Origin of the sequence: Exiguobacterium sp. SH1S1, from assembly GCF_004337245.1 — a bacterium.
Classification (GTDB): domain Bacteria; phylum Bacillota; class Bacilli; order Exiguobacteriales; family Exiguobacteriaceae; genus Exiguobacterium; species Exiguobacterium aurantiacum_A.
In genome coordinates this window covers 1-26,679 of the sequence record NZ_SJUZ01000012.1, presented here as the reverse complement: position 1 = coordinate 26,679, position 26,679 = coordinate 1, and the positions used below count along the sequence as shown (strand labels likewise).

28 protein-coding genes and 1 rRNA gene are annotated in these 26,679 nt (G+C 51.5%); 1 reads left to right on the top strand and 28 read right to left on the bottom strand.

The annotated features are described in order from the left end of the window. Nucleotides 1-184: 184 nt before the first annotated feature. From EVJ23_RS14300 to metG, 18 genes are all read right to left on the bottom strand, one after another. A complete protein-coding gene (locus tag EVJ23_RS14300; protein ID WP_070329375.1) occupies nt 185-739 on the bottom strand; it encodes a S1 domain-containing RNA-binding protein in 555 nt (184 codons plus the stop codon). Between the two features lie 75 nt (nt 740-814). Then, nucleotides 815-1,189 carry an FtsB family cell division protein gene (locus EVJ23_RS14295; RefSeq protein ID WP_071398636.1) on the bottom strand — a complete coding sequence of 125 codons (375 nt, stop codon included), beginning with the start codon at nt 1,187-1,189 and terminating at the stop codon, nt 815-817. Nucleotides 1,190-1,234: 45 nt separating this feature from the next. After that, on the bottom strand, nt 1,235-1,507 hold the full coding sequence (locus EVJ23_RS14290; RefSeq protein ID WP_070329377.1) for an RNA-binding S4 domain-containing protein: 273 nt from the start codon (nt 1,505-1,507) through the stop codon (nt 1,235-1,237). After that, nucleotides 1,504-2,919 carry a bifunctional methyltransferase/pyrophosphohydrolase YabN gene (gene yabN / locus EVJ23_RS14285; protein ID WP_131444162.1) on the bottom strand — a complete coding sequence of 472 codons (1,416 nt, stop codon included), beginning with the start codon at nt 2,917-2,919 and terminating at the stop codon, nt 1,504-1,506. Before yabN ends, EVJ23_RS14290 begins: the two co-directional genes overlap by 4 nt. Nucleotide 2,920: 1 nt before the next feature. Continuing rightward, complete coding sequence (locus tag EVJ23_RS14280; RefSeq protein WP_131466518.1) at nt 2,921-4,468, bottom strand: polysaccharide biosynthesis protein; 1,548 nt, start codon at nt 4,466-4,468, stop codon at nt 2,921-2,923. Then, nucleotides 4,452-7,979 carry a transcription-repair coupling factor gene (gene mfd, locus EVJ23_RS14275; RefSeq protein ID WP_131466516.1) on the bottom strand — a complete coding sequence of 1,176 codons (3,528 nt, stop codon included), beginning with the start codon at nt 7,977-7,979 and terminating at the stop codon, nt 4,452-4,454. The genes EVJ23_RS14280 and mfd overlap by 17 nt, the downstream gene beginning before the upstream one ends. A 45-nt stretch (nt 7,980-8,024) precedes the next feature. Beyond that, entirely contained in the window at nt 8,025-8,582 is a 558-nt protein-coding gene (pth, locus tag EVJ23_RS14270; protein WP_070329381.1) for an aminoacyl-tRNA hydrolase, read from the bottom strand. Nucleotides 8,583-8,637: 55 nt separating this feature from the next. Then, entirely contained in the window at nt 8,638-9,594 is a 957-nt protein-coding gene (locus tag EVJ23_RS14265) for a ribose-phosphate diphosphokinase (protein ID WP_016509622.1), read from the bottom strand. Between the two features lie 45 nt (nt 9,595-9,639). Then, the gene (gene glmU / locus EVJ23_RS14260) at nt 9,640-10,995 is read right to left on the bottom strand and encodes a bifunctional UDP-N-acetylglucosamine diphosphorylase/glucosamine-1-phosphate N-acetyltransferase GlmU (protein ID WP_070329382.1); all 1,356 of its coding nucleotides are present in this window, start codon (nt 10,993-10,995) and stop codon (nt 9,640-9,642) included. Nucleotides 10,996-11,178: 183 nt separating this feature from the next. Beyond that, complete coding sequence (gene spoVG / locus EVJ23_RS14255; protein WP_070329383.1) at nt 11,179-11,478, bottom strand: septation regulator SpoVG; 300 nt, start codon at nt 11,476-11,478, stop codon at nt 11,179-11,181. 136 nt (nt 11,479-11,614) lie between these two features. Next, a complete protein-coding gene (gene purR, locus EVJ23_RS14250; protein WP_070329384.1) occupies nt 11,615-12,439 on the bottom strand; it encodes a pur operon repressor in 825 nt (274 codons plus the stop codon). 73 nt (nt 12,440-12,512) lie between these two features. Beyond that, the gene (ispE, locus tag EVJ23_RS14245; RefSeq protein WP_131466514.1) at nt 12,513-13,376 is read right to left on the bottom strand and encodes a 4-(cytidine 5'-diphospho)-2-C-methyl-D-erythritol kinase; all 864 of its coding nucleotides are present in this window, start codon (nt 13,374-13,376) and stop codon (nt 12,513-12,515) included. Nucleotides 13,377-13,477: 101 nt separating this feature from the next. Continuing rightward, nucleotides 13,478-13,714 (bottom strand): Veg family protein, encoded by a 237-nt coding sequence (locus EVJ23_RS14240; RefSeq protein WP_070329386.1) that lies wholly within the window; start codon nt 13,712-13,714, stop codon nt 13,478-13,480. 83 nt (nt 13,715-13,797) lie between these two features. Continuing rightward, complete coding sequence (rsmA, locus tag EVJ23_RS14235) at nt 13,798-14,676, bottom strand: 16S rRNA (adenine(1518)-N(6)/adenine(1519)-N(6))-dimethyltransferase RsmA (protein WP_071398628.1); 879 nt, start codon at nt 14,674-14,676, stop codon at nt 13,798-13,800. Then, a complete protein-coding gene (rnmV, locus tag EVJ23_RS14230; protein WP_016510695.1) occupies nt 14,673-15,233 on the bottom strand; it encodes a ribonuclease M5 in 561 nt (186 codons plus the stop codon). The genes rsmA and rnmV overlap by 4 nt, the downstream gene beginning before the upstream one ends. Then, nucleotides 15,226-16,530 (bottom strand): 3D domain-containing protein, encoded by a 1,305-nt coding sequence (locus EVJ23_RS14225; RefSeq protein ID WP_236633565.1) that lies wholly within the window; start codon nt 16,528-16,530, stop codon nt 15,226-15,228. The genes rnmV and EVJ23_RS14225 overlap by 8 nt, the downstream gene beginning before the upstream one ends. After that, the gene (locus tag EVJ23_RS14220) at nt 16,530-17,297 is read right to left on the bottom strand and encodes a TatD family hydrolase (protein ID WP_131466510.1); all 768 of its coding nucleotides are present in this window, start codon (nt 17,295-17,297) and stop codon (nt 16,530-16,532) included. Before EVJ23_RS14220 ends, EVJ23_RS14225 begins: the two co-directional genes overlap by 1 nt. A gap of 53 nt (nt 17,298-17,350) precedes the next feature. Beyond that, complete coding sequence (gene metG, locus EVJ23_RS14215; RefSeq protein WP_070329390.1) at nt 17,351-19,309, bottom strand: methionine--tRNA ligase; 1,959 nt, start codon at nt 19,307-19,309, stop codon at nt 17,351-17,353. Nucleotides 19,310-19,639: 330 nt separating this feature from the next. Between metG and EVJ23_RS14210 the strand changes: the two genes are divergently transcribed. Next, nucleotides 19,640-19,933, top strand: coding sequence for a transition state genes transcriptional regulator AbrB (locus EVJ23_RS14210; protein ID WP_070329391.1), 294 nt, complete (start codon nt 19,640-19,642; stop codon nt 19,931-19,933). 16 nt (nt 19,934-19,949) lie between these two features. Here EVJ23_RS14210 and rsmI read toward each other — a convergent pair whose 3' ends face one another. From rsmI to rrf, 10 genes are all read right to left on the bottom strand, one after another. Further along, complete coding sequence (rsmI, locus tag EVJ23_RS14205) at nt 19,950-20,819, bottom strand: 16S rRNA (cytidine(1402)-2'-O)-methyltransferase (RefSeq protein ID WP_070329392.1); 870 nt, start codon at nt 20,817-20,819, stop codon at nt 19,950-19,952. Then, the gene (locus EVJ23_RS14200) at nt 20,791-21,069 is read right to left on the bottom strand and encodes a GIY-YIG nuclease family protein (protein ID WP_016510809.1); all 279 of its coding nucleotides are present in this window, start codon (nt 21,067-21,069) and stop codon (nt 20,791-20,793) included. The genes rsmI and EVJ23_RS14200 overlap by 29 nt, the downstream gene beginning before the upstream one ends. Continuing rightward, complete coding sequence (locus EVJ23_RS14195) at nt 21,062-21,796, bottom strand: tRNA1(Val) (adenine(37)-N6)-methyltransferase (RefSeq protein WP_070329393.1); 735 nt, start codon at nt 21,794-21,796, stop codon at nt 21,062-21,064. Before EVJ23_RS14195 ends, EVJ23_RS14200 begins: the two co-directional genes overlap by 8 nt. A 65-nt stretch (nt 21,797-21,861) precedes the next feature. Further along, complete coding sequence (yabA, locus tag EVJ23_RS14190) at nt 21,862-22,197, bottom strand: DNA replication initiation control protein YabA (RefSeq protein ID WP_016510808.1); 336 nt, start codon at nt 22,195-22,197, stop codon at nt 21,862-21,864. 23 nt (nt 22,198-22,220) lie between these two features. Beyond that, the gene (locus EVJ23_RS14185; protein WP_131458679.1) at nt 22,221-23,051 is read right to left on the bottom strand and encodes a PSP1 domain-containing protein; all 831 of its coding nucleotides are present in this window, start codon (nt 23,049-23,051) and stop codon (nt 22,221-22,223) included. 6 nt (nt 23,052-23,057) lie between these two features. Next, nucleotides 23,058-24,068 carry a DNA polymerase III subunit delta' gene (locus EVJ23_RS14180; RefSeq protein ID WP_083274160.1) on the bottom strand — a complete coding sequence of 337 codons (1,011 nt, stop codon included), beginning with the start codon at nt 24,066-24,068 and terminating at the stop codon, nt 23,058-23,060. Then, nucleotides 24,068-24,397, bottom strand: coding sequence for a cyclic-di-AMP receptor (locus tag EVJ23_RS14175; protein WP_070329395.1), 330 nt, complete (start codon nt 24,395-24,397; stop codon nt 24,068-24,070). The genes EVJ23_RS14180 and EVJ23_RS14175 overlap by 1 nt, the downstream gene beginning before the upstream one ends. Further along, nucleotides 24,394-25,035 (bottom strand): dTMP kinase, encoded by a 642-nt coding sequence (gene tmk, locus EVJ23_RS14170; protein WP_131466508.1) that lies wholly within the window; start codon nt 25,033-25,035, stop codon nt 24,394-24,396. Before tmk ends, EVJ23_RS14175 begins: the two co-directional genes overlap by 4 nt. A 2-nt stretch (nt 25,036-25,037) precedes the next feature. After that, a complete protein-coding gene (locus tag EVJ23_RS14165) occupies nt 25,038-26,459 on the bottom strand; it encodes an aminotransferase class I/II-fold pyridoxal phosphate-dependent enzyme (protein WP_236633793.1) in 1,422 nt (473 codons plus the stop codon). Between the two features lie 84 nt (nt 26,460-26,543). Beyond that, nucleotides 26,544-26,659: ribosomal RNA gene (gene rrf / locus EVJ23_RS14160) — 5S ribosomal RNA — on the bottom strand. Between the last annotated feature and the right edge of the window lie 20 nt (nt 26,660-26,679).

The following is a 26,679-nucleotide window of genomic DNA, read 5'->3' as shown; positions in this document are numbered from 1 at the left end:
TACTTATAAAACATAACTATTTTTCATGTTCCCTATTGTGCTCGCTCCGTCGAAAAATTGCAACCTTTTTTAGTTATTTTTTATAACAAAAAAAGCGCCGACAATTGTCGCGCCATGAAAAAAAGCCACGGACCTGTGTCCGTGGCGTTATCGTTACGAGTAGAAGCTGATGGTTTACGAAGGGTTACCCGCGCTTGGCTCCACGTCCACCGCGTTTTGAATCAGTTTGACGCTTCAACGTTGTAAGGCGTTCGTCGCTATCTTTCAAGAACTTGGTCATCAACGTATCAAACGTTTCTGGCTCACGACGTACTTCACGACGTGCGCCGCCACCGCCACGGGGACCGCCGCCACCGCGTGGGCCACCGCCGCCGCGTGGACCTTGACCAGGACCACCTGGACGTGGACCGCCCGGACGTGGGCCACCTTGACCAGGGCCGCCTGAACTAGGGCCTCGTGAGAAGCGTTCGCCGGCTGGACGTTCTGGGCGTTCGCTAACAGGACGATCGACAGTTTTTTTGATAGACAACCCGATTTTGCCATCACTTTCGATGTTCAAGATTTTGACTGTGACTTCTTGACCGACCGTTAGGACTTCATTGATGTCTTTGACATAAGAATCTGCCACTTCACTGATGTGCACCAAACCCGTTTTTCCATTAGGGAGCTCTACGAACGCTCCGAAATGCGTAATCCCTGTAACCTTACCTTGTACCTTGCTTCCTACTTCAATTGACATAAAATAATGTACTCCTTTTTTTGAATGATTCCCTACAATTATACGAGTCGATTCGTCAACGGTCAACGAACCTACTTATTCCTCTGGTGAGAAGTAAAAAATAATCTCGCCATCTTTCGAGAACAACAGCTCGTTGCGCGCAAGATTGGCGATGTATTCTTCGTCTTGTAAACGTTCAACCTGCTCTTTTAGCTCCGCTTGTTCTTCCTTCGTTTCACGAAGCTCGACACGAGCCTCGTCTTGCTTTAGCTCTTGATCCGCTACATATCCGATCTTTGAGAAATAGCTCTGGCCGATGAAGACAATCAACAACAAAAAGACAAGTGAGGCCACGGCTAGGCGGCGTCGAAGATGGATACGTCGCCGGCTCTGTTCTTTTTCCAGCTGTTCTCTCCGTTCGTCGAGAGCCCGAATCCGCTGTTTGCGTTCCATCGGGTTACGTCCATTCATCGAATCACCTTCCTCTTGACCTATTATGTTCAGTATACCTTTTTTTTATGCTTCCGTACCACTGTTCACCTTTTCTTCTTTGATCAACCGGTACATTTCTTTCGCATCCTCTTTCCGGGCATGCTCGGCAATCGAATCGATAATGACCGTCACCAGCTTATTCCCGAATCGGATTTGGAGCTCATCACCGGCCTTGACGTCCGTACTGGCCTTGGCGACTTGGCCATTCAAGCGGATACGGCCTTGATCGGCCACTTCCTTCGCTAACGTCCGTCGTTTGATCAAGCGCGACACTTTCAAAAATTTATCTAGTCTCATAATCCCTTCTCCTTCGCTTCATCCCAAAGCCGATCCATCTGTTCGAGCGTCATGTCGCTGAGCGATCCGTTCGCTTCGATATATTCAAATCGTCTCTTGAATTTTTGATTGGTCCGTTCAAGTGCTTGTTCCGCGTTCAACCCGAAATAACGGGCTACGTTGACGACTGAGAACAGTACGTCCCCTAGTTCTTGTTCGTCTTCGGGACGGTCTCGCCACTCTTGTAACTCTTCTTCGAGCTTCTCGAACGCTCCGGTTACGTCATCCCACTCGAACCCGACTTGAGCCGCTTTCTTTTGGAGTTGCTCGGCACGCATTAACCCCGGTTGGGTCACGAGCACACCATCGAGCTGCGAATGTTTATTTTCCCCTTTTTCGTCTTGCTTAATCGCATTCCAGTTCGAAACCACGTCGTCGGCGTCTGCGACCGTCACGTCACCGAAGACGTGCGGATGGCGACGGACCATTTTCGTACTGATCGCGCCGATCACGTCACGAATGTTAAAGTACCCTTCGTCGGCCCCGATTTGCGCATGAAGCATGACTTGGAGCAATACGTCTCCGAGTTCTTCGATCATCGCATCATCGTCCTCTTCGTCGATCGCCTCGATCAACTCATACGCCTCTTCGAGTAAATATTTCCGCAGTGATGCGTGCGTCTGTTTTCGGTCCCATGGGCAGCCGTTCGGACCGCGGAGTGTCGCGATGATATCTGTCAACGTCGCAAACTCCCGCGCGAGGTGCGTCTCGTCAGTGAGTGGCGGGACATAGAGCGTCGTCAAATTGTCGACTTCAGCGACCCGGTCCATCTCGTAGAGCGGAACTTCGGAAATTCGCTCTCGTTTTGTTCCGGCCGCCGTGACGAGCTTGACAAGATGTTCGTCCGGATAACGTTCCATCAATTGTACTTTCACATCCCCGGCCACAAACCCGTCGTACACTTGACCGATTAACACGTGCTGCGTGACTTGGAGCCGTTCAACGTCGAGTGCGGTCGCATCGAGCAGTTGAAACCCATTGATCGGATCAATCTGGAGCGCCTGAAACATGGCGTCCAAAAAGCTCTGTCCGCCGAGGAACGTCACGTCCGCCCCTTGTTCGACGAGCAGTTCGACCGTCCGCTCGGCGACGAACGGATGGCCCGGGACCGCATATGTGATCGCCAGTTCGTCGCTCTTGTCGAGCAACGTCTCAACGATTTGTTTATAGACGGCCTCAAACGTATCGTTTGATTCGTAAATGTGGTCAAACGATTCAAAATGAACCCCTTCCGCCTCGAGCTCTTTGACGACCGGATGTTCTTTCGTGCGCAACCAGACGAGCGGTTGCTGTTTCAAATGACGATATACCCCGAGCGGAAGTTGCTCGAGTTCGCCGGAGCCGAGTCCGACGACGGTAATTCCATAACTCATATTAGGTCTCCTTTTTATCAATCAAATTGATGAGTCGATTTCCAAACGGAATCATCTCCCATTCTTCGATCGTCAGCACCTGTTCCCTGACCGCTCGCCAGACGTACAAAGCGCCGCCGCACACCACCATCAAACCGAGCCAACCGAGTGCGTTGACGCGGTTATATAGTGACTCAGACGCTAACGCGTTCAAACCGAGCAAGACGATGCCCATAGGTAGGACGGTCTTTAAGAGCAGTCCGTAATGGTGCAACCGAAACGTACCGAGCGGGATGTTCTGGTCGAGACGATTAAAATTAAAGGCCGCCATCGCTAAAAATGCGAGCGATGTACCGACTGCCGCCCCGTCAATCCCATAACGCGGAACGAGCAGCAAATTGATCGCAAACTTTACAATCATGGCAAACAGCATACCAAAAGCGGCCGTCCGCTCTTTGTCGATCGCTTGAAGGCACGTCATACTCGCGACTGCGAGCGAGGCCGCGAACGTACTCGTCGATAACAATACAAGCGCTCTTGTACCGTCAGCATTTTCAAACAACGCTACGTTCAAAGGCCACATGACGCCCATCAGCCCGATCGTTGCAGCCGCAGCGACCGTGGTCGTCACTCGAATCATCGAACTGAGGCCCGTTGCCGTCGCCGTGAGTCGCCCGGCCCGGTAATGGCGGACTAAGTTCGGCACGTTCGCCATCCCGAGTGCCGTCGTGAAGAGAATCGCAAACTGCACGAGCGGATAGCCACGGTCGAACACGCCTTTACTCACTTTGGCCGAATAATCGCCGCCCATCAAATTGACGATCGTGAATGAATCGACGAGTTGCATCCAAAGAATACCGAGCGACGCAAATCCGACCGCAAGCCCGCTCGTCAAGAGAACACGCAGTACGGCGCGCAGTGTTGCGGCACGGACCGCGACGATTCGGAACCCTTTCGCCCAAATCGATAAGACGACGACAGCAACACTCCCGCCGACTAACGTCGCCGCATAAGCATAGCGACTGAGTTCATATGCGTCACGTCCAAAGCGGACACCGACGAGCAGTGAGATGAGCAACACCGCGACCCGAATCAAGTTTTCAAGCACCTGCGACAGCGCGCTCGGTCGCAAGTCATCGATTGACTGAAACGACCCGCGCAGCACCGCAAGCGCAGGCATCAACAAGTAGCTGAGACTGATGACCCGGAGCGTCGTCGCCAGTTCGGGGTCACCGAGCAAGCGCGCGATGACAGGCGCAAGCGCGAACATCGCGACCACGAGGCCGACAGCGAGGCCGAGGAGCGCATAAAAACTGCCCCAGAGGACTTCTAACTTCTGTCTTGGACCTTGTGCCCCGACCCCGATTTTGGCAATCACGACCGGCATCGCGTAAATCCCGAGCGAGGCGACGATCGCCGCAAACGGATATACCGTCTGGTAAGCGTATAACCCAAAATCACCGGCAATGTTCTGATACGGGACCCGATAGGCAAAACTAATAAATTTTGAAATGTATCCTGCGAGCGCAAATAAAACGACACCTGTCGCAAACTTACTTGGCGTCCGCATGGACCACCAACCGCTTCACGAGTTCCTCAAGGACCGTGTCGGCATCATTCAACAGCTCGACAACTGGCATACGTCCGCTGAGTGACAGTTTGAGCGCCCCGTTGTCTTGCCCGACTCCGAGTTTTCGTCCGAGCGGCATCGTCCATTCCATGAACGACGGTACATCGAGTGCCGTCGTCGATTCCATCGATAGCACGATATCGATCCGCTCTGGTGACTGTTTGATCCGTGTCACTTTCGCCAGCTCCCCGTAAATGCGCAGACGCGTCAGTTGGATGAGCAACGCGACCGGTTCCGGGAATTCTCCGAACCGTTCGATCAGCTCGTCTTGAAGCGCGAACAATGCTTCTGGTGTATCGACATATTTGAAACGCTTATACATCTCGATCTTCAGTTCACTGTCCGACAAGTAATCGTCCGGAATGTAGGCATCCGCTTGGAACGTGACTTCCGGTTTGAAGACGACTTGTTTCGCTTGACCGCGCATGCGGTCTTTCCGCTCTTCGATTGCTTCTGACAGCATCTGTGAATACAGATCGAACCCGACCGAGTCGATGAACCCGGATTGTTGGGCACCGAGCAGGTTGCCGGCCCCGCGAATCGATAAGTCACGCATCGCGATCTTAAACCCGCTGCCGAGCTCGGTGAACTCTTTGATCGCTTGGAGGCGGCTCTCCGCAACTTCGGTCAATCGCTTGTCTTTCCGATACGTGAAGTACGCATACGCGATCCGGTTCGATCGGCCGACACGTCCTCGAAGCTGATACAGCTGCGACAGCCCCATCTTATCGGCGTCGTGCACGATGAGCGTGTTCACGTTCGGGATGTCGATGCCGGTCTCGATAATCGTCGTCGAGACGAGGACGTCGGCTTCTCCTTCAAGAAAACTGATGAGCTGACTTTCAAGCTCGGTCTCGGTCATCCGGCCGTGTGCCGTCGCAATACGGGCATCCGGCAACAGCGCCCGAATCTCTTCGGCTTTCCGCTCGATCCCTTCGACTCGGTTATATAAGAAGAACGCTTGGCCGCCACGGGCGAGCTCGCGCTCGAGCGCTTCTCGCAACACGATGCCGTCGTATTCCATGACGTACGTCTGAACCGGATAACGGTTCTCCGGCGGTGTCTCGAGGACAGATAAATCACGGATTCCGATCATCGACATATGAAGCGTCCGCGGAATCGGTGTCGCCGTCAGCGTCAAGACGTCGATGTTCGTCTTCAGCTGTTTCAGGCGCTCTTTATGCTTGACCCCGAACCGCTGTTCTTCATCGATGATGACGAGGCCGAGATCGGCGAACGTCACGTCTTTCGACAGCACGCGGTGCGTCCCGACGACGACGTCGATCGTTCCCTCTTTCAGTCCTTTTTTCGTCGCCGCCAGCTCACTCTTCGAGCGGAAACGGCTCATGACCGAGACGTTGATCGGGAATTCACTGAACCGTTCGAGCATCGTCTCATAATGTTGCTGCGCGAGCACCGTTGTCGGCACGAGGAACGCGACTTGTTTGCCCGCGAGCACCGACTTGAACGCCGCCCGAATCGCGACTTCGGTCTTGCCATATCCGACGTCGCCGCAAAGCAGGCGATCCATCGGGCGTGACCGTTCCATATCCGCCTTGATCTCGGCAATCGATCGAACTTGGTCTTCCGTCTCGGCGTACGGGAAGGTCGATTCGAACTGGCTCATCTCGTCATCGTCCGCCGGGAAGGCGAAGCCGACCGATGCCTCTCGGGCCGCATAAAGTTTGATCAACTCGTCGGCAATGTCTTCGACCGACTTGGCGACTTTTGATTTGACCTTCTTCCATTCCGTCCCACCGAGTTTATAAATCTTCGGCTCTTTCCCTTCGGCCCCGACGTACTTTTGGACGAGGTCGATTTGATCGACCGGCACGTAAAGCGCGTCATCCCCGGCGTACACGAGATGGAGGTAATCTTGATGGATCCCACCGACTTCGATCGTTTTGATCCCTAAGTATTTCCCGATCCCGTGATGGATATGAACGACATGATCATTCGGCTTCAGCTCTTGATAACTCTTGATCCGTTCGGCGTTCGTCAAATTCTTCGTCTGCCGTTTCCGTTTCGTGACCCGCTTGAACAGTTCCGTTTCCGAGACGACGACGAGGCGGCTCGTCGATAACTCGAATCCGCCTTCGACCTGTCCGATCATGACGTGGACATGGCGTGGCAACAGCTCCCCGTCAACATTCGTGAACGTAGACGGGATCCCGTAGTCTTCAAGGAGCGCCACGACTTTGTCTGCCCGCATTTGATCCCCGGCGAGGAAAACGATCCGGTGATCACTTTGTTGCCACCGCTCGACTTCTTGCTTCAACAAGTGCATCTGTCCGTGGAAGGCAGGGAGCGGGCGGCAACTGAGATGGACCGTATTCGTCTCCGGGATCCCCGAACGCCGTGATGGCAGCAGCGAGAACGCGACTTGTTTCAAGCTTCGGAACACTTTGTGCATCGGCACGGCGAGCGTATAGTTGCTGACCGACTCCCCGCGTTCGATCAGTGACGAGAACCATTCGGCCTCTTCACGGTCTTGCACGTCCGCCGCGTCCTCGATGCGGGCCACTTCGTCCAACATGAGGACCGAATCAGCACCCACATAGTCAAGCAGCGTCGACGTATAAAGTAGCGGCGTGTACTTCCCGAGCTTCTCCGGTACATCACCGCGCCCGAACTGCTCGATGTCGCGGGCGATACCTGATTCAAGCGCTTGTCGAATCGTCTCGGTTTCAATCAGCTCGAGCGTCCGGTCGTATTGCCGTTCGAGCGCTTGCCCGGCTTTTTTCAACTGTTCGACCGATGCGACGAACTCGGTCGCCGGCGTGATGACCGCTTCCGAAACGACACCTAACGACCGTTGCGTCTCCGCATCGAACGTGAAGACGGAATCGACTTCCGTGTCGAACAAATCAATTCGATACGGTCTCGCTTCCGTGAGCGGATAGACGTCAAGAATGCTGCCGCGGACCGAAAACTCACCCGGTGCCGTCACCGTGGCCGTCCGCTCGTAACCAAGTTCAATCAGTGTTGAGGCAAACGGCTTTAAATCAAGTTCTTGCCCTGGTTTGATCGTCCGATGACTCGACAGCCAATCGGTCGGACTCGGTACGAAACGACGCAAGCCACCGAGCGGGACGACAAGGACGCCTCCCTCTTCGGTCAGGAGACGTGTTCTGGCTTCGATTCGCGCGGCGAGGAGCTCGGGACTGGATGTGAGCGACAGTTCACCGGCGAGCGTCTCGTCAATCGGATAGAGCAACGTCTTGCTCGGTCCGACAAGCGGCTCAAGCTGGTCGAACATCTTTTGGGCTTGGTACATGTTATGGGTGACGACAACGAGACGGCGTGTCGACTGTTTCGCCAAACCGGCCAAAACGAGCGCTTTGGCACTTGTCGTCAATCCCGTGACGAGTTGACGGTCGACTTTAGGCAACCGGTCTCGAATCACGTTCGTCTCCGGCAGTGTCACCATAAATCTCTCTAAAGCGTTCATTTGTTTTCCTCCACCTTATACGACAAAAAAGGGTGCTGTGACCCTTTAGTTATATCGATTCATGAGCGCGACCCAGTCCGTGTCCACAAAATCTGTTGCGGCAGCCACGGCTTGGTCGAGCGTATCGTTCAATTCGGACATATCTTCTTTTCGATAACTCATCAGTACCCAATCAACAACTTTGATCGGGTGCGGCGGACGTCCAACGCCAAGCTTAAGCCGTTTAAAATCCATCGTCCCGAGGTGCTGAATCAATGACTTGATGCCATTATGTCCACCGGCACTCCCTTTCGGACGCAGGCGGAGTTTGCCTGGGACCATGTCTAAATCATCATAGATGACGAGTAAATCGTCGATATCGATTTTATAGTAATCGAGAATCGGACGGACCGCTTCACCTGATAGATTCATGTACGTGAGCGGTTTGACGAGGACGACCCGCTCTCCATTGATTCTTCCCGTTCCAATGACTGCTTTAAACTTGGCTTCGTCAAGCGTGATCCCGTGCTTGTCCGCTAACCGATCAATTGCTAAAAACCCGATATTATGACGGGTCATTCCATATTTCTTACCCGGATTCCCGAGACCGACGATACATTTCATCATGTTCCTCCTGAACAAAAAAGCCCAAAGGCGAACGCCTTCGGGCCTCGTTTTTTTAATCGAACAGCGTGCTCACCGATTTGTGCTCGTGGACACGCATGATCGCTTCCCCAAGCAAACGGGCAACCGACATCTGCTTGATTTTGCTCGAGTACTCGCGACCAGTCAAATCGATCGTGTTAAGGACGACGAGTTCTTTGATTGACGAGTTGTCGATTCGCTCCATTGCCGGGCCAGACAGAACCGGGTGGGTACATGAAGCGTATACTTCTTTTGCTCCCGCTTGGACAATTGCGTCTGCTGCGAGTGTGATCGTACCGGCCGTGTCGATGATATCATCGATCAAGATGGCTGTTTTGCCTTCAACGCTGCCAACGATGTTCATGACTTCGGCCACGTTCGCTTCCGGGCGTCGTTTGTCGATGATGGCGATTGGTGCTTTCAAACGTTCTGCGAGCTTCCGCGCGCGCGTGACACCGCCGTGATCTGGTGAGACGACGACGATATCTTTTGCTTTGAACTCATCTGTCTCGAAATACGTCGAGATGAGCGGGACACCTAACAATTGGTCTACTGGAATATTGAAGAAACCTTGGATTTGAGCGGCGTGCAAGTCCATTGTGATGACGCGTGTCGCTCCGGCTACCGTAAGCAGATCGGCAACGAGTTTCGCTGTGATCGGCTCACGCGACCGTGCTTTACGGTCTTGGCGTGCGTAACCATAGTATGGGATGACGACGTTGATCGTGCGAACCGAGGCCCGTTTCAGCGCATCGATCATCACGAGCAATTCCATGAGCGTTTCATTCACTGGTGAGCTCGTCGATTGGATGATGTACACATCGTCGCCTCGGACGCTCTCCTCGATATTGATGTAAAGTTCTCCGTCGCTAAACCGCTTCACTTGGCAGTCGCTGAGTGGGACACCGATTTCTTTGGCAATTTCTTCAGCTAACGGGCGGTTCGAGTTTAAGCTAAATAGGCGAATTTCACGTTCATATACAGTAGACATGTTTAGGATTCTCCTCCATCGTTTTCCATAGTAATAGGCAGCAACTTAGCGTTTCGTGTAACCTTCTTTGTTCGTTTGACGCTCGCGCGCAATCGCGAGAGCTTCTTCAGGGACATCGTTTGTAATCGTTGAACCGGCAGCGACGATCGCACCTTTCCCGACTGTTACCGGGGCAATCAAGTTGACGTTACATCCGACAAACGCGTCTGCTTCAACGACCGTCTCAAACTTATTCTTACCATCATAGTTGACCGTGATCGATCCACATCCGAGATTGACACGTTCACCGATCGAGGCATCTCCGATATAGCTGAGATGCGATGCTTTCGCACCGTCCCCGAACGTTGATTTTTTGATTTCCACGAAATTGCCGACGCGCGTATTGGCGCCAAGGACTGCTTGTTGACGAAGGTGGGCGAACGGCCCAACTTGCGCATGACTTCCGACACGGCTATCACTGAGTACCGATTGACGAACGGTCGCACCGTCTTCAATCACACTGTTGCGGATGTCCGAGTTCGGTCCGATCACGCACTCCGAACCGATGACCGTCTTGCCAAGAATGACTGTCCCTGGGTAGATGATCGTATCTGATCCGATGACGGCGTCCGGCGAAATGTATGTCGAGGCCGGGTCCATGAAGGTCACACCTTCACGCATAAGGCGTTCGTTCGTCCGCTTGCGCATGAGTGTTTCAGCCTGCGCGAGAGCGACGCGATCGTTGACACCGATCGTCTCACCGAACGTCGGCGCGGTATGGGCCGCGACAACTTCGCCTGCTTCTTTCGCAATCGCGATGACGTCTGGCAAGTAATACTCACCTTGAACGTTATCGTTACCGACTTGTTTGAGGGCATCAAACAATAATTCGTTGTCAAACACGTAAGTTCCCGTATTGATTTCAAGAATCGCTTGCTCTGCAGCAGAGGCGTCTTTATGTTCGACGACTTTCGTCACGTTACCGTCTTCTCCACGGATGACACGACCATAACCGGTCGCATCGTCAGCGATCGCCGTCAGTACCGTTACTTTCGCTTGCTGCGCCTCATGATGGGCAAGGAGCGCCTCCAACGTTTCCGCTGTGAGAAGTGGTGTGTCACCACAGACGACAAGCGTCGCACCTGATTTACCAGCGAGCTCAGCTTCTGCCATTTGAACCGCATGGCCCGTTCCAAGTTGCTGTTCTTGGACCGCGTACTCGACGCGCGAGCCTAGCGTCTCTTGTACCGCTTCAGCCCCGTGACCGACGATGACGATTTGACGACTGACCCCGATTTTGTCGAGTTGGTCGACGACATGTTCGACCATCGGTTTTCCAAGGACCGGATGAAGCACTTTATAGAGCTTAGACTTCATACGCGTCCCTTTACCTGCTGCCAAAATGACTGCAAAACGATCCATTCTTGATTCGCCCCTATCTTAATCGACTGTTTTTATTCAATCGTTCGGTTTTTTCTATATTTAAATCCTGAATACACCGTTTCTACTATATCGAAACCGTGACGCGGTTTCAACCGTTGTAACCATTCGTAACCAATCAAACGCAAAAAGGCAGCGGAAGGGTCCCCATCCGCTGTCGAGTCATTATTCGTTTATACCGTTGTATGATTCCTGTGCTTCGTAAGTGGAAACATCGACCGTGCCGTAGGCTTCGAGCACAGCCGCCTCGACTTTTTGGCGCATATCTCCATTGATCGGGTGAGCGATGTCTCGGAAGATGCCTTCCGGCGTTCGTTTACTCGGCATCGCGACGAAGAGCCCGGTGCTTCCTTCGATGATTCGAAGGTCATGCACGACAAACTCTTGGTCGAGCGTGATTGAAGCGAGCGCCTTCATCCTACCTTCCGTCGTCACTTTGCGAATTTTTACGTCTGTGATCTGCATGTTTCGCATCCCCTTTTCTTCGTTGTCTATGCCATGGTGTACTTTCACTAAAAGGTTAAAGTGATTCAAGCGAACCGATTGACTCCGTATGACTGATATACCCTCTCATCATAAAACGAAATCAAATTTTTGCCAATCACTTTAAGAACTGTTCGACGTTACCGCGTGAAATTGTGACGAGTCCTTCATCTGCATCAACGTTCGTCAACTTCATCAAGCTGACATACTCACTCACCATTTTCTTCTCGGCACCTTCGGCTTCCATCAAGACACCGACACCCGCGAGGTTTGCCTCGAACTCATTCAACAGGCTCATCATCCCACGGATCGTCCCTCCTGCTTTCATAAAGTCATCGATGAGCAAGACGTTTGCGCCTCGTGGCAAGCTTCGACGGGCGAGTGCCATCGTACGGATCGCTTTTGACGAGCCGGAAACGTAATTGATACTGACGGTCGACCCTTCCGTGACACGGCTGTCGGACCGGACGATGACGAACGGAACACCTAATTGCTCAGCGACCGCGTAGGCGAGCGGGATCCCTTTTGTCGCAATCGTCATGACGACGTCGACTTTACGGTCCGCAAACACCGAGGCGAAGATTTGTCCCATCGGTTTCACTTGACGTGGATTACCAAGCACGTCGGTTAAGTATAAATAGCCTCCCGGAAGCAGACGCTCCGGTTTAGACAGTTGATCGCACAAGCCATCGATCATCGATAGCGACTTGTCTTTGCTCCACCCTGGAATGAACATGACTCCCCCGGCCGCACCTGGGACGGTAATCAATTTTCCGGTACCGTCGTGGGCGAGCATTTCACTGACGATGACTAAATCTTCACTGATCGATGATTTAGCAGACTGATAGCGGCTCGAAAACATCGATAACGAGACGAGCTGATGTGGATGGTCAAGCATATAACGGGTCATATCGACGAGACGACCACTTCTACGAATTTTCATACGGATTCCCCTTCACTTTGTCAATAATAGACGAATGTTCTAAACAGAATATATCACTTTCATTCGTCTTTGTTCAATGTTTTTTGCCGAGAATCCGAACGACGAACACTTCCGGACAAAATCCTTTCAGTCCGTTATAGACGCGGTGCGCTTTTTGCTCGTGCTCGATGAGCGCGAATACGGTCGGGCCGCTGCCGCTCATCAACACGCCATCAGCACCACAATGCAGCATCGTCTCTTTGATTTGACGGACTTCGGGATGCAGTTCGAGCGTGACACCTTCAAGCGCGTTGCCAAGATTCGCACAAATTCCGTCAAAGTCCCGTTCACGAATCGCTTTAACCATCGCCGCAGTGTCTGGATGGACGATTTTCTCCATCTGAACGGCTCGATACACGTCAGCCGTCGATACACCGAGCTTCGGCTTCGCCAACACGACATAGCACGGCGGCGGTGACGGAATCGTCTCTAATATCTCACCGCGGCCCCGGGCGATCGCGGTTCCACCCATCACACAAAACGAGACGTCTGAACCGACCGCGGCTCCGAGCTCTGCTAACTCCTCGAGCGTTAAACCGAGCTCGAACAGTTCGTTCATTCCCCGAAGCGTCGCCGCCGCATCACTCGATCCTCCGGCGAGCCCTGCTGCGACCGGGATTTGTTTATCGAGGACGATTTCGACTCCTTCTGTGATGTCGAACCGCTTCCGCAACAAATCGGCCGCACGGTAAGCTAAGTTCCGATGATCGCTCGGGACATAGGCGTGCTCAGACTGGATTCGAATCTCATCCGTATCGAGTACGGTCAATTCGAGCCGGTCGGACAAGTCCACTGTCGTCATCACCATTTCTACTTCATGATAGCCGTCCGTCCGCTTCCCGAGGACGTCTAGTGTCAAATTGATTTTTGCCGGCGCTTTCACACTGATCGTACGCATATCGTTCACCCTTCCCAATGTATCTCCTGTTCGCCATTGTACCGTAAACGGACGCACAAAAAAAGAAGCAGCTGCCAATGCATCCGCCCCTCATTTATCGATCAATTACTGAATTCAATTTTAACTGTATCCGTTAGGACATCAGCGTAGCTATAAGAGACACGTTCCACGTTGTGATGCTCTTCATCCAACTTGACAACGAACACCGCGGGATACGTCTCAACGAGCGTTCCAAACCGAGTAACGACTTTCTTACGACCGCCGTTTGCTTTCAACGTCAATCGTTCTCCAACATGTGATTCGAGTTTTTGTCTGATTTCTTGCAACGTCTTTGGCATACGCTTCACCTCACTGTTACAAGTATAGCATATTCTAAAACGGAAATAAAGAGTAAATATTATAGCGACTCGCTATCCAGTCGTCAACTATTTTTAAGTGGTAAAATTGTGTCTGCTAAGCGTGCAAACTCTTGAAGCGAAAGCGTTTCGCCTCGCCGTTTCGGGTCGATTCCCGCTTCATTCAAGAGACGTTCAAGGTCTACTTTTTTATCTTTGCCGAGATGATTCGTCAAGTTGTTCAAAATCGTTTTTCGACGTTGCGCGAAACTAGCGCGGGCGATTTCAAAGAAAAAGGCTTCGTCTTCGACATCGACAGCCGGGCGCGGACGCATCTTGAGCGTGATCACGGCCGAGTCGACGTTTGGAGCCGGCATGAACACGCTTTTCGGTACGATAAAGCTTACACTCGCTTCCGCATAATACTGGATCGCGATTGATAACGAACCGTACGCTTTCGTGCCAGGTTTCGCCCCGATGCGCTCAGCCACTTCTTTTTGAATCATCATGACGAGCGAACGGAATTTGATCCGGCTCTCGAGCAAACGCATGATAATCGGCGTCGTCACATAATATGGCAAGTTGGCGACGACCGCGATATCGTCAATCCCTTCACTCAAGAACTCACGTTCCACGATGCTGCGAATGTCGAGCTCGAGCGCGTCCCCATGAATGACGTGAACGTTCGGGTAAGGCGCCATCGTGTCTTCAAGGATCGGTAGAAGGCGTTGATCGATTTCAAGCGCGACCACTTTTTGCGCCCGCTTGGCCGATTGTTCCGTCAACGAGCCGATTCCCGGACCGATCTCGAGCACACCGCTCGCTTCACCTAGTTCTGCGGCGTCGACGATTTTATTTAATATATTCAAGTCGATTAAAAAGTTTTGTCCGAGCGACTTTTTGAATGAGAAGCCGTGACGTTGTAAAATCGCTTTCGTGCGATGAATCGTTGCAATATCTTTCAATGATTTTCCTCCTCTAACTGAGCGAGTGCCCGCTCCCATTCCTCGATGGTCACGCGCAACGCTTCGACTCGTTTCACAAATTGTTTGGCGTTCGGTTCCCCGATGCGGAGCAAGACGCCAAGACGCTTGCGACGAGTTGCGGCATCCGCTCCACCGATCAAATCGGCCTCGAGCACCATTTGTCGCGTGACGAGTGGCTCGTCCGTCTCAACTCGTGTTTCATAAACCGCCTCGAGCACACGACGGATTGTCGCAGGTGTCGCGTGTTCGACGCCGATTTTTCCTCGTTTGTCTTTCGCCTCGGCCCGAGGGAGGTAGGCGTGTTTACAGCCCTTCACTTGCTCTTCGACGATGGCCCGGATCCGGTCGCCCGGATAGTCCGGATCGGTCAAGATGATGACACCGCGTGTCTCCTGGGCACGTTTGATCCGTTCGATCGTCTGTTTTGACACGGCCGACCCGTTCGTTTCAATCGTGTCGACGTCGTACACTTCTTGAAGCCGGGTTGTATCATCGCGTCCTTCGACGACGATCACTTCTTGTATTTTCTCACGCATTGTCAGTTCCTTCTTTCTCTTCTTGCTTCGGGATCACCCAAATCGTCAGTGGCTTACGACCAAACGTGACCGCTTCCTCTTTCGTATCCATCATGATATCGATAATATTGCCTTTAATCGCGCTGCCTGTATCGAGAGCGATCGCCATGCCAAACCCTTCGATATAGACGCGGGTTCCGAGCGGGATGACGGCCGGGTCGACCGCAATGATCCGCATTCCTTCATAAAGGATCGTATCCGTCACGTCATAGCCGCTGCGCGTCAGTACTCTGCCGTCATACGTCACGGTGTCTTCTGCATTGTTCGTATAGGCGGTGGCCTCGACGAGGAGTTGTTTGGCTGATGTGAAGTCGAGGACATCGTCGGCCCGAGGCGTTTCCTCGATTTTGATTTCCGCTTCCTCGCGGAATGGACTTGTCGAGTCAACGGTCTCAGTCGGCGCTTCGGCTGCTTCAAACTCGGCTTCGCGCTCGGTTGCGACTTTCGTACCGACCTTAATGATTTGCGGTCGCACTGTCTGCACCATTTCGACGTCTGTCTCGGTCCGATTTGTAATTGTACCATTTTCAACTGTCAGTGCATACCGCGTCCGCTCTAGACCAGGGACGCCGACTTGTGACACTTCGGTCGTCCCGGCTGCAAGTGTCGCATCCTCTTCTTCAATGATCTCGAACGGGATTAAGCGGTTCTCATATTGAACGACGTCTCGGCTCATGTTGACGGTGATCGTCATCCCATCACGCACTTCGGCCGTGAGCGCCGGAACGACCGTATCTTTATCTGAAATCTCAATTCGGGCTTCTCGTAACGCCTCTTCCACGGTCGATGCCATCGTATAAACTTTTGTCGCATCATCTCCTATGATCAAATCAAGCGCCACGACCGGCTGATAGCGAATCGTCATGCCTGACGTGATCGGTGTTCTGACCGACGGATAGACATCATCACCTTCTCGCACGCTCACACCGTATCGGAGCAGGACATCACCAACGGTCCGCTCACGGGTATCGATCGTCTCCATTTGACCGTAACCGATCTGGAGCGACACCGTTTGGGCCCGTTCGATATGAATGACACGCTCCGGCGGGATGTCCGCACTGAGCGCCGGCGTCACATAGTCAGCCTCATCGATCGTGATCCCGGCCTCGGCGAGCACTTCGATGACCGAATCAGCCTGTGTATCGTGCTCAATCTTGACACCGTTATCGATAATCGTAATCTTCTCCGGCTGCATCATCATGTAGGCGAAGACGGCAACGACAATGACGCCTACACTCAACACAAAACGTCTAATCATCATGGAAGTCGGAACAGCCGTTTCGCATTGGCGGTCGTAGCCTCGGCGAGTGCTTCGTAAGGCATGCCGCGGAGCGCTGCAATCTCTTCAGCGACGTAAGTGACGTATGCCGGCTCATTTCGTTTACCGCGGAACGGTGTCGGCGTCAAATAGGGACAATCCGTCTCGACAAGAAGACGGTCGAGCGGTACTTGCTGCGCCACTTGCTTCGGCACTTTGGCGTTTTTGAACGTCACCGGTCCGCCGAGCGAGATATAAAAATTCAGCTTTAAACAGCGTTCGAGCAATTCGACAGACATGCTGTAACTATGAAACACGCCGCCGACAACTTCCGCGTGCTCTTCTTCTAGCAGATCGAGCACGTCCGCCGTCGCTTCGCGGTTGTGGATGACGATCGGCATGTTCGTCCGCTTCGCGATTGCGATTTGCTGACGGAACACACGCTGCTGTACATCTTTCGGTGACTTGTCCCAATGATAATCAAGGCCGATTTCCCCGAGTGCCATCACTTTAGGATGTGCCATAAGCGCTTCAATTCGGGCGAGTTCAGCTTCGGTGCAGTCAATCGCGTCGACCGGATGCCAGCCAACGATGGCGTAGACGTCCTCATACGCCTCAGCCAACTCAATGGCACGGTCAATCGTAGGTGTATCGAATCCGACGACGAGCATCGGCGAGACGCCGGCAGTGCGAGCACGCTCGATTGTCGCCTCGACATCTTCATTGAACTGCTCAGCGTTAATATGGGTGTGCGTATCAATCAACATGATGCATCCTCCTTATTTAGACAAAGAGAGGGAGACCGAAGTCTCCCTCAAAATTATTTGACGATGGCCCCGTTCGGCATATTCTCTGAGACGGTGGCGAGTTCTAGCTTACCATCTTTATCGGCTGCTAAAATCATTCCTTGAGACAGTTCACCGCGGAGTTTGACCGGTTTCAAGTTGGCGACGACGATCACTTTTTTACCGACTAAGTCTTCCGGCGCATACCATTCGGCGATGCCCGAGACGATTTGTCGCGTTTCGCCGCCAAGGTCGACTTGAAGCTTCAGTAGTTTTTTCGCTTTCTTGATCTTATCTGCTTCGACGATTTGCCCGACCCGAAACTCAACTTGGTCGAACACATCGATCGTGATTTCTGGACGGACGTCCTCATCTTCAGTTTCAGTCGGCGTTGCTTCCGCTTCGATGCGCGCTTGCGAAGCTTGACGCATCATCTCTTGAATCGCATCGACTTCTTCTTTCACGTCTCGACGTGGGAAAATCGGCGTTCCGTCCGTCACGACCGCTCCATCAAAGGCAGCGAACGTATCGAGCGCTTCCCATGACATGTCTTCGTCAACGAGTCCGAGCTGACGGAACATTTCTTTCGGCGCCCGTGTCATGAACGGTTGAATCATGATCGCGACATGGCGGAGTACGCCGGCGAGGTGCGTCATCACAGATGCAAGCTCATCACGCTTCGACTCATCTTTTACGAGCACCCATGGTTGTGTCTCATCGATATATTTATTGGCTCGGCTGACGAGTTGCCAAATGCTTGCGAGGGCGACCGAGAATTCCATATGCTCCATCGCTTCTTCTGTCTTGTTCGTCGTTTCGTTTACCATACGGAGAAGTTCCGCATCGAACGCCGTCACATTCCCCGCATAAGCCGGTACGTTGCCATCGAAATACTTCTTGATCATGGCAACGGTCCGGTTGAGAAGATTCCCGAGGTCGTTCGCGAGATCAAAGTTCAAGCGATCGACGAACGCTTCCGGTGTGAACGTGCCGTCTGCACCGAATGGGACTTCACGGAGCAAGTAGTAGCGAAGCGAATCAAGACCGTAGCGGTCGATGAGTGGAATCGGATCGACGACGTTCCCTTTTGACTTCGACATCTTACCGTCTTTCATGAGCAACCAGCCGTGCGCGAACACTTGTTTCGGTAGCGGTAGGTCAAGCGCCATGAGCAGCGCCGGCCAAATGATCGTATGGAAACGAACGATTTCTTTCCCGACCAAGTGTACGTCCGCCGGCCAGTAACGATTGAACAATTCATCGTTGTCTGTCCCGTAGCCGAGCGCGGAGATATAGTTCGTGAGCGCGTCGACCCAGACATATACGACGTGTTTCGGATTCGACGGGACTTGTACACCCCAGTCGAACGTCGTCCGCGAGACTGCCAAATCCTGCAGCCCCGGCTTCAAGAAGTTGTTGACCATTTCAGTTTTACGCGATTCCGGTAAAATGAAATCCGGATGTGACTCGAAGTACTCGATCAACCGGTCCGCATACTTGCTGAGGCGGAAGAAATAGCACTCTTCGCGCACGAGTTCCACCGGATGACCGCTGTCAGGACTTTTTCCATCAACGAGTTGTGATTCTGTATAGTACGTCTCGTCCGGGATTGAGTACCACCCTTCGTACTCACCGAGGTAAATATCATCATTTTTAAGCAGCGTCTCAAATACGTGCTCGACGACCGCTTTATGACGGGCGTCAGTTGTCCGGATGTAATCGTCATATGAGATCTCAAGCTTGTCCCAAAGCACACGGATGTCTTTGACGACTTCATCGACAAACGCTTGTGGCGTCACGCCAGCTTCTTGGGCCTTTTCTTGAATCTTCTGTCCATGCTCGTCGGTCCCAGTCAAGTAACGGACGTCAAATCCTTTTAAACGCTTATAGCGAGCAATCGCATCGCCGGCCACCGTCGTATAGGCATGACCAATGTGTAGTTTCGCACTCGGATAGTAAATCGGAGTCGTGATATAAAAAGTTGGCTTCGCCATAGTATGTTCTCCATCCTTTCGACATTTGCAATTTCCATTATACACGGTTCGACAAAAGAATTTCCAAACCAATTGTTTGGAATTAATTTGATGCTAGTTCATAAAATATGTTCCAAAAAAACCCTTTCTTTGTTTCAGGTGCAAACTTTCGGGGAATTTTATGGATATATGATTCCCTTATCGTCATTTTTCGAAAAATGCGCATTTCCAATAGTAAGCAGTTGACTGCAATTGGAAAGTTTAGTATGCTTTTTGCTGAAGCCACATTGTCGAATTTTGACGATTCATGTCACCATGAGATTTCGACATCATTGGAGGAGGAAACACAAAATGAAATCTACAGGTATCGTACGGAAAGTTGACGAGCTCGGCCGCGTCGTTATTCCAATTGAATTGCGCCGGACACTCGGTATCGCTGAAAAAGACGCACTCGAAATTTACGTCGACAACGAACAAATCATCTTAAAAAAATACAAACCGAACATGACATGCCAAGTGACAGGCGAAGTATCTGACGACAACTTCAAGTTGGCTGACGGAAAACTCATCCTTTCACCTGAAGGCGCACAGCGCGTTCTCGTCGAGTTGAAAAACATGCTCGAGAACTACTACAGCGAAGAGTAAGCAAGGGAATCCTTGCTTACTCTTTTTTGTCGACTTGATGATACGCATCGTAGACTTCGCTTCGTGCCAAGCCACGCTCTTTCGCGACTTGCTTAATGGCCGCGTTCGGTTTGAGTCCGTCTTCGATGTACCGGTCGACATGCTCTAAAGGCGACAGCGCTTCCCACCAGTCGCTCGTCGGTGCCGACTCTGTAGAGCCGCTCACCATGACGACGAATTCGCCACGCACCTCGCCCTCGCACCATGCAAGCGCCTCTTCAACCGTGCCTCTTAAAAACTCTTCGAACGTTTTCGTCAACTCTCGACCGAGCACGATTTCGCGATTACCGAGTACGTCCTTCACCCCGGTCAACATCTCTTTCAACCGATGCGGTGCCTCATAAAAGATGAGTGTACCCGGTTCATATTGAAGGGAAGCCAACACTTCGGTCCGCTCTTTCTTTTTACGAGGTAAAAACCCGTAGTATAAGAACCGTTCTGTCGCGAGGCCAGATGCGACGAGTGCCGTGAGTGCCGCGTTCGCACCCGGCAAGACGACGACTGGCAGCTTCGCCTCGATCGCGAGTCGGACGAGGTCACTCCCCGGATCTGAAATACCAGGCATGCCCGCATCCGATACGACGGCGACGGATTTACCGTTTTGAATGTCTTCAATTAAACGTGGTCCGCTAACTTGCTTATTGTGCTCATGATAGCTGACCAATTTCGTCTCGATCTCGAAATGACGACATAGTTTCATCGTTTGCCGTGTGTCTTCGGCCGCAATCAAGTCGACTTCACGCATGATGCGGACGGCCCGGTACGTCATGTCCTCTAAGTTGCCGATCGGTGTCGGTACGACATAAAGCGTCGGCCCCTCAGTTTGATAACTTTTCTGTGAATTCATTGGTCGTCCCCTCCATCAGCTGCTGTTTTTGAGCGCGGGTCAATTGTTTGATCGACCATTCATACCGCATCGCTTCCTGTTTCGTCTCGAACGACTTGACGTATCGAAGACTGACCGGGAGACGCGCCCTCGTATATTTCGCACCTTTACCGGCGTTGTGCACAGTGACCCGTTTTTCGATATCGGTCGTGTAACCGGTGTAGTAGGTTTGGTCACTGCATTCGAGAATATACGCATAATAGTTACGCATCGAGGATGTCTCGCATCGTTTTCGTATACGTATCATCTTCCTCATAAACGATAAACGGAGGTAAGATCGTGAGTCCTGGTTTTCCATCTTTAGACCCCTCTATAAGTAATGTGTTCGCATCTCGTCCTGCCTTCGGGTAGACGAGCTGCATCCGCTTCGGCTCAATGCGGTATGCCCGCATGAGCGTGACGATATCGAGCAGCCGTTCGGGCCGATGGACGAACGCGACTTTCCCGCCTGGCTTCACAAGCTGACTTGCCGAACGAATGCAATCTTCAAGCGTACAGAGTACTTCGTGACGAGCAATCGTATGGTGCTCATTTTGATTGCGAAGCGACGTCTCATTGGCCAGGAAGTAAGGTGGATTACACGTCACAACATCATAACGGGCATGGCCGAGACTGGAGGCGGCCGTTTTCACATCTCCTTCGATGATGTGAAGCCGCTCTTCGAGACCGTTCACCTCAATGCTGCGATTCGCCATGTCGACGAGCCGGGGTTGAATCTCGACGCCCGTCACCGTCCCTTTCGTCCGATAAGATAAAAAGAGCGGGATTGCGCCGGTGCCAGCGCATAAATCGACCAACTTTCCTTGTTGAATCGGTACCCAAACGAATTCGGCGAGTAGCACCGCATCCAATGAGAATGAAAAGACATCATCACTTTGGATGATTTTACCGGGGCGTCCAAGCAAATCGTCAAGGCGCTCCCCTTGTTTTACAGTCACGCTGTTTCCCTCCTATATAACAACAGAGGCGACGGACAGAGATTTCCTCCGTCTATCGCCCCCGATTAATGCTTATTTAACATCGACATACAGAAGAGGCAATCGCCATCTTTTCTGACTTGTCCGTAGTGCAAGTTGCAAATATGGAACCCTTCCTGATAGAGCGCCGCCAAGTTGTTCTGTCCTTTTCCGGACAAAGCGATTTGCGGATCGCCATCAGGGGTTTCGACTTCTGCAAGCTGCTCAACCTTTTCACGCAGGTGATGGTTCTCGAGATACATATGTTGGTTTTCTTCAAGCAAATAGGCGAGTTGTTCTTTGAGCACGCTTAAATGCTCCGTCAACACGTACATCTGTTGCTCGATGGCATCGACCCGCATCATAACTTCTTTTTTATCCATTCTCTCCACTGCTCAGCACCCCATCACTGTTTCAACGGTTTTCGTTTGACCGCACCGACTTCGACGAGTTCATCGATCGTATACGTCACAACACGAGTCCGGTCATTCAATTCGACTTGAATCAACTGATCCAAGATGTTGAGACCGACGACACGTCCGTCACCTTCTGGAATTTTGATTCGCTTCCCGACGTCTGGCAAGTCTCGTTTCAATTCTTCATACGTATCGTTCTCATATTTGAGACAACACATGAGACGACCGCATACACCGGAGATCTTGTTAGGGTTCAAGGAAAGGTTTTGATCCTTGGCCATCTTGATGGACACCGGTTCGAACTCGCCTAAGAACGAGGAACAACACAGCACTCGACCACAAGGACCGATTCCACTGAGTAGCTTCGCTTCATCCCGCACCCCGATTTGTCGGAGTTCGATCCGTGTCCGGAACACGCTCGCTAAGTCTTTAACAAGCTCGCGAAAATCAACGCGCCCCTCAGCCGTGAAATAAAAAATAACTTTATTACGATCAAATGTATACTCAACATCTACTAATTTCATCTCAAGTCGATGTTCGCGAATTTTTTCTTCACAGACGGCGTGAGCGTCAACAGCTGCCAATTGGTTGTCTTGAACGATTTCGGCATCTTTTTGATCGGCGACACGAAGGATCGTTTTCAACGGCAAGACGACTTCGTCTTCACCTAGTTGTTTACCAACTTGGACGATTTCACCGTATTCGATTCCTCGCACCGTCTCGACGATGACATGGTCTCCACGTTCAAGCGTTGCTTCGCCTGGTGAAAAGTAATAGATTTTTCCCGCTTCTTTAAAACGGACTCCAACTACTTCAAGCACGCTCTCCTATCCCTTCTGCAAATCGAACGTTAACCGTTCGAACGTTAATTGAGGATTGACGTTTGCCTCGAGCCGTCGAATCGCTTCATGAACGAATTCGATGGCATGGACGATTTTGTGTACCGGACGATCATTCACGAAAGCCGTATATAACGACTGCTCTTTCGTGAACAGTTCCGGGACATAATCGGTTCGAACTTTGAAGTGGAGAGCTTCCTCCAACCAACTTTCGAACAGTTCGAGGCCGACTCGGAGTTCATTGCGCCCTTTGAAGTGACCGAGCCACTTCTCTTGGGCGAACAAAAGCAACTCTTGCGGCCGTTTTGTCAATACTTCAACTAATTGTACCACTAGCCCGTACGCCTGTACAAACCAGTCGTTGTGAAGTGCCTCGCGCGCATCGTCCCATTTCGGATAAACGGTCAGGGCAAGACGTGCCAAATCGTTCGTGCATTGCATCTCTTCTGCCAGTTTTTCAGCAAGGCGGACCCGGTCAATGGGGCGAAATACTAAGTGTTGAGCCCGTGAACGAATCGTCGGGAGAAGCAGTTGAGGTTGCGTCGTCACCAAAATGGCGAGTTTGCCGACACCGGGTTCCTCAAAAAACTTTAATAAACTGTTCGCTGCTTGCGTCGTCATCTTATGCGCTTGGTGGATCACATAGACTTGACGATCGCCCTCGGCTCCCCGTAACGACAGGTCGCTCAATAGCTGCTGGATTTGTTCTTTTTTGATACTGGCCCCGTCCGGTTCAACTTCCATGTAGTCGACGATATTGCCAGAATCCATCCGTTTACAGTTTCGGCAAACGCCACAAGGTTCAGCCCCGCTAGGCATCTCACAAAAAAGTGCCTTGGCAAATAATTGGGCCGTTTCAATCAGATAAGGTTCATAGTCACCCGAAAAAATGTAGGCGTGCCCGATTTTTTGAGCGGCAATCGAATTCTCAATCACTTTTGCTACGACTTTCTGTGATTCAGTCAACTCTTGGAATCGCATATGTGTGACCATTCCCATTAAAACTGATGAAATCCTTCAATCGGCAAGACGAAAATAGTCGCTCCGCCAACTTGGACTTCAACAGGATACGGAATGTATGAATCGGCATGTCCACCCATAGGCGAGATTGGCGTAATCATTTGATCGCGGCTTGAGCAGTTCGATTTGATCAAACCTAGCAAATCGTCAAGGCGTTCTTTCGGTACACCAATCATGAACGTCGTATTACCTTCCTTCAAAAAGCCTCCGGTCGTAGCCAATTTCGTCGCTCGAAAATCCTCTTCAATTAAAGCGTCTGACAAACGCGCGCTGTCTTTATCGTGTACGATTGCGATTACCATTTTCATAATTCGTTCACTCCTCTTTCGTGTAGTCGTTCTATCGTGATATCGAACACTTCATCTTGGATGAGTTCAATCGTCTGGCTTGCGTCGATTCGGACCATTCGGCCAGGATTTTGTTGAAGTAACGTCAAGAAACCTTCATAGACGCGTTGATGAAACGCCTCGTTCCGACTCTCGATTCGATCTAACTGCCCGCGTTCTTTCATGCGATGACTCGACTGCTCTGGACTTAAGTCGAATAAGAAAGTCAAATCGGGTGTGACTCCAGCTGTCGCCCACTTATTGAGCGACACAACTTGCTCTAAGTCATACTGAAGACCATACCCTTGGTACGCGATGGATGCATCGACAAACCGGTCACAAACAACGATGGCACCCCGGTCGATGGCCGGACGAATCACCTGATCCACGTTTTGTGCACGAGACGCTGCATACAGCATCATTTCGGTGCGTGGTGTCATTTCGTCATGCTCTGGAGACAATAACACTTCCCGGATGCTATTCCCGACTTTTGTTCCTCCTGGCTCTCGTGTCATAACAACCTCATACCCTTTTTTAGTCAAGGCGTTAGCCAGCAATTGCAACTGCGTCGTCTTTCCAGACCCGTCTGGACCTTCGACAGTGATGAACATACCTTTCACGTTTAAAACTCCTCTACGATAACATCAATTTGTTTTATCATAACATGTCTGTTCGCCTGGAGGTTCCGTCCCAACGAAATCCACTCTTTTAACACACGAATTTTCTCATCCGTCACGGTCTCACCTTTTAAAATCCAAGGGATCCCTGGCGGATAAGGGATAATCGCCTCAGCTGCAACGCGTCCGATCGCCTCATCGAACGGAAGGCGCACGACGTGTGTATCTTCTTTTATAAGATGAAGGCGCGAAACAGGCTCCGTCATCGGAAACGGATAAATTGTTTCATCCTCGTCAATGAGCGGGACATGCTGAGAAGCATTTTTAATCAGCTTCACCCAATGATGGATCTCTTGCGTTTTTAATTCCCGGAACGGCAGACAGAATAACACATGGTCCTCGGCCGCAAGCTCAATATCAATTCCAATCGAAGATAGATGTCTACTAAAAATCAAACCATTCTTCGGATAAGTCAGTACCGTCATTTTTGTGAAATCGTCGCCCACTTTTATCGTGAAACCGGCACGTCTCATTTCCATAATAAAAGCTAAATGACTCGTTTGAATCAGTGACCAATCTCGGTCACTCAAATTTTCGAGATAAGCTCGAGCGTGATCAAGAGATGCCATAATCAAGTAAGACGGGCTAGACGTTTGGAAGGAAGAAAGCGCATGAAACAAACGCGATTCATTAATATCTTCCTTATAGTGAATCCAGGCCCCCATCGTGAATGCTGGGAGTGTCTTATGGGCGGACTGGACGACAGCGCTCGCACCTTCAAAAATCGCTGAGCGGTTTGGAAGATTCGGATGAATCAAGTGTGCCCCATGCGCCTCGTCTACAAGTAAGGGAATCGTTAACGTCTGCAGAAAACGACTGATTGCCCGTACATCTGCCATATCCCCATAGTAAGTCGGGGACGTAAGCAGTAACGCTTTTCCTCCGGGATATTGCGTAACTGCCGCTTCGACAGTACGAAGGGAAACGACCGTCGGCAGACCGCTGCCCCGTTCTAGTTCAGGAGTTAATAAAATCGGCTCTAAGCCCAACCATTCAATTGCGTTCCAAACTGATTTATGTGAGTTTCGCTGGACGTATACCCGCTCACCTCGTTTGACTGTCGCAGCTAACATGCTCCAGTTGCCAACGGTCGATCCGTTGACTAACCACTTACTCTTACTTTGATACAGGGTCCCAAGAGCCTCTTCACCTTGCTGGATAATCCCTTCAGCATGATGAAGGTCATCCAGATGTGCAAGTTCGGTTAAATCATACGGCATGATTTTATTAAATGCTGTCGGGAGGCTATCATCTGTCACGGTCCCGTTATGATGACCTGGCACATGAAACGACACACGTCCTTCCCGAACGTGCTGTTCAAGCATTTCCATAAACGTGAATGGATTATTTTTAGGCTTTCGAGTCATGTGAAAATCCTCCTTATCCGACACCGTACGCATAAATTATACAAAAAGAGACGACCAAGCATGTGCTTGGTCGTCCTTCATATGGCCTGGCAACGTCCTATCCTCACAGGGGGAGACCCCCAACTACTTTCGGCGCTGAAGCGCTTAACTTCCGTGTTCGGCATGGGAACGGGTGTGGCCGCTTCGCTATCGCCACCAGACAAGGGAATTGTTCCCTGAA

Excerpts from the sequence above, each read along its gene's own strand:
- EVJ23_RS14300 (WP_070329375.1), bottom strand. The coding sequence starts at position 739 with ATGTCAATTGAAGTAGGAAGCAAGGTACAAGGTAAGGTTACAGGGATT.
- EVJ23_RS14295 (WP_071398636.1), bottom strand. The coding sequence starts at position 1,189 with ATGAATGGACGTAACCCGATGGAACGCAAACAGCGGATTCGGGCTCTC.
- EVJ23_RS14290 (WP_070329377.1), bottom strand. The coding sequence starts at position 1,507 with ATGAGACTAGATAAATTTTTGAAAGTGTCGCGCTTGATCAAACGACGG.
- yabN (WP_131444162.1), bottom strand. The coding sequence starts at position 2,919 with ATGAGTTATGGAATTACCGTCGTCGGACTCGGCTCCGGCGAACTCGAG.
- EVJ23_RS14280 (WP_131466518.1), bottom strand. The coding sequence starts at position 4,468 with ATGCGGACGCCAAGTAAGTTTGCGACAGGTGTCGTTTTATTTGCGCTC.
- mfd (WP_131466516.1), bottom strand. The coding sequence starts at position 7,979 with ATGAACGCTTTAGAGAGATTTATGGTGACACTGCCGGAGACGAACGTG.
- pth (WP_070329381.1), bottom strand. The coding sequence starts at position 8,582 with ATGAAATGTATCGTCGGTCTCGGGAATCCGGGTAAGAAATATGGAATG.
- EVJ23_RS14265 (WP_016509622.1), bottom strand. The coding sequence starts at position 9,594 with ATGTCTACTGTATATGAACGTGAAATTCGCCTATTTAGCTTAAACTCG.
- glmU (WP_070329382.1), bottom strand. The coding sequence starts at position 10,995 with ATGGATCGTTTTGCAGTCATTTTGGCAGCAGGTAAAGGGACGCGTATG.
- spoVG (WP_070329383.1), bottom strand. The coding sequence starts at position 11,478 with ATGCAGATCACAGACGTAAAAATTCGCAAAGTGACGACGGAAGGTAGG.
- purR (WP_070329384.1), bottom strand. The coding sequence starts at position 12,439 with ATGAAAATTCGTAGAAGTGGTCGTCTCGTCGATATGACCCGTTATATG.
- ispE (WP_131466514.1), bottom strand. The coding sequence starts at position 13,376 with ATGCGTACGATCAGTGTGAAAGCGCCGGCAAAAATCAATTTGACACTA.
- EVJ23_RS14240 (WP_070329386.1), bottom strand. The coding sequence starts at position 13,714 with ATGCCAAAGACGTTGCAAGAAATCAGACAAAAACTCGAATCACATGTT.
- rnmV (WP_016510695.1), bottom strand. The coding sequence starts at position 15,233 with ATGCGTGAGAAAATACAAGAAGTGATCGTCGTCGAAGGACGCGATGAT.
- EVJ23_RS14225 (WP_236633565.1), bottom strand. The coding sequence starts at position 16,530 with ATGATTAGACGTTTTGTGTTGAGTGTAGGCGTCATTGTCGTTGCCGTC.
- EVJ23_RS14220 (WP_131466510.1), bottom strand. The coding sequence starts at position 17,297 with ATGTTGATTGATACGCACACCCATATTAACGCTGAGCAGTTCAATGAA.
- metG (WP_070329390.1), bottom strand. The coding sequence starts at position 19,309 with ATGGCGAAGCCAACTTTTTATATCACGACTCCGATTTACTATCCGAGT.
- EVJ23_RS14210 (WP_070329391.1), top strand. The coding sequence starts at position 19,640 with ATGAAATCTACAGGTATCGTACGGAAAGTTGACGAGCTCGGCCGCGTC.
- rsmI (WP_070329392.1), bottom strand. The coding sequence starts at position 20,819 with ATGAATTCACAGAAAAGTTATCAAACTGAGGGGCCGACGCTTTATGTC.
- EVJ23_RS14200 (WP_016510809.1), bottom strand. The coding sequence starts at position 21,069 with ATGCGTAACTATTATGCGTATATTCTCGAATGCAGTGACCAAACCTAC.
- yabA (WP_016510808.1), bottom strand. The coding sequence starts at position 22,197 with ATGGATAAAAAAGAAGTTATGATGCGGGTCGATGCCATCGAGCAACAG.
- EVJ23_RS14180 (WP_083274160.1), bottom strand. The coding sequence starts at position 24,068 with ATGGGAATGGTCACACATATGCGATTCCAAGAGTTGACTGAATCACAG.
- EVJ23_RS14175 (WP_070329395.1), bottom strand. The coding sequence starts at position 24,397 with ATGAAAATGGTAATCGCAATCGTACACGATAAAGACAGCGCGCGTTTG.
- EVJ23_RS14165 (WP_236633793.1), bottom strand. The coding sequence starts at position 26,459 with ATGACTCGAAAGCCTAAAAATAATCCATTCACGTTTATGGAAATGCTT.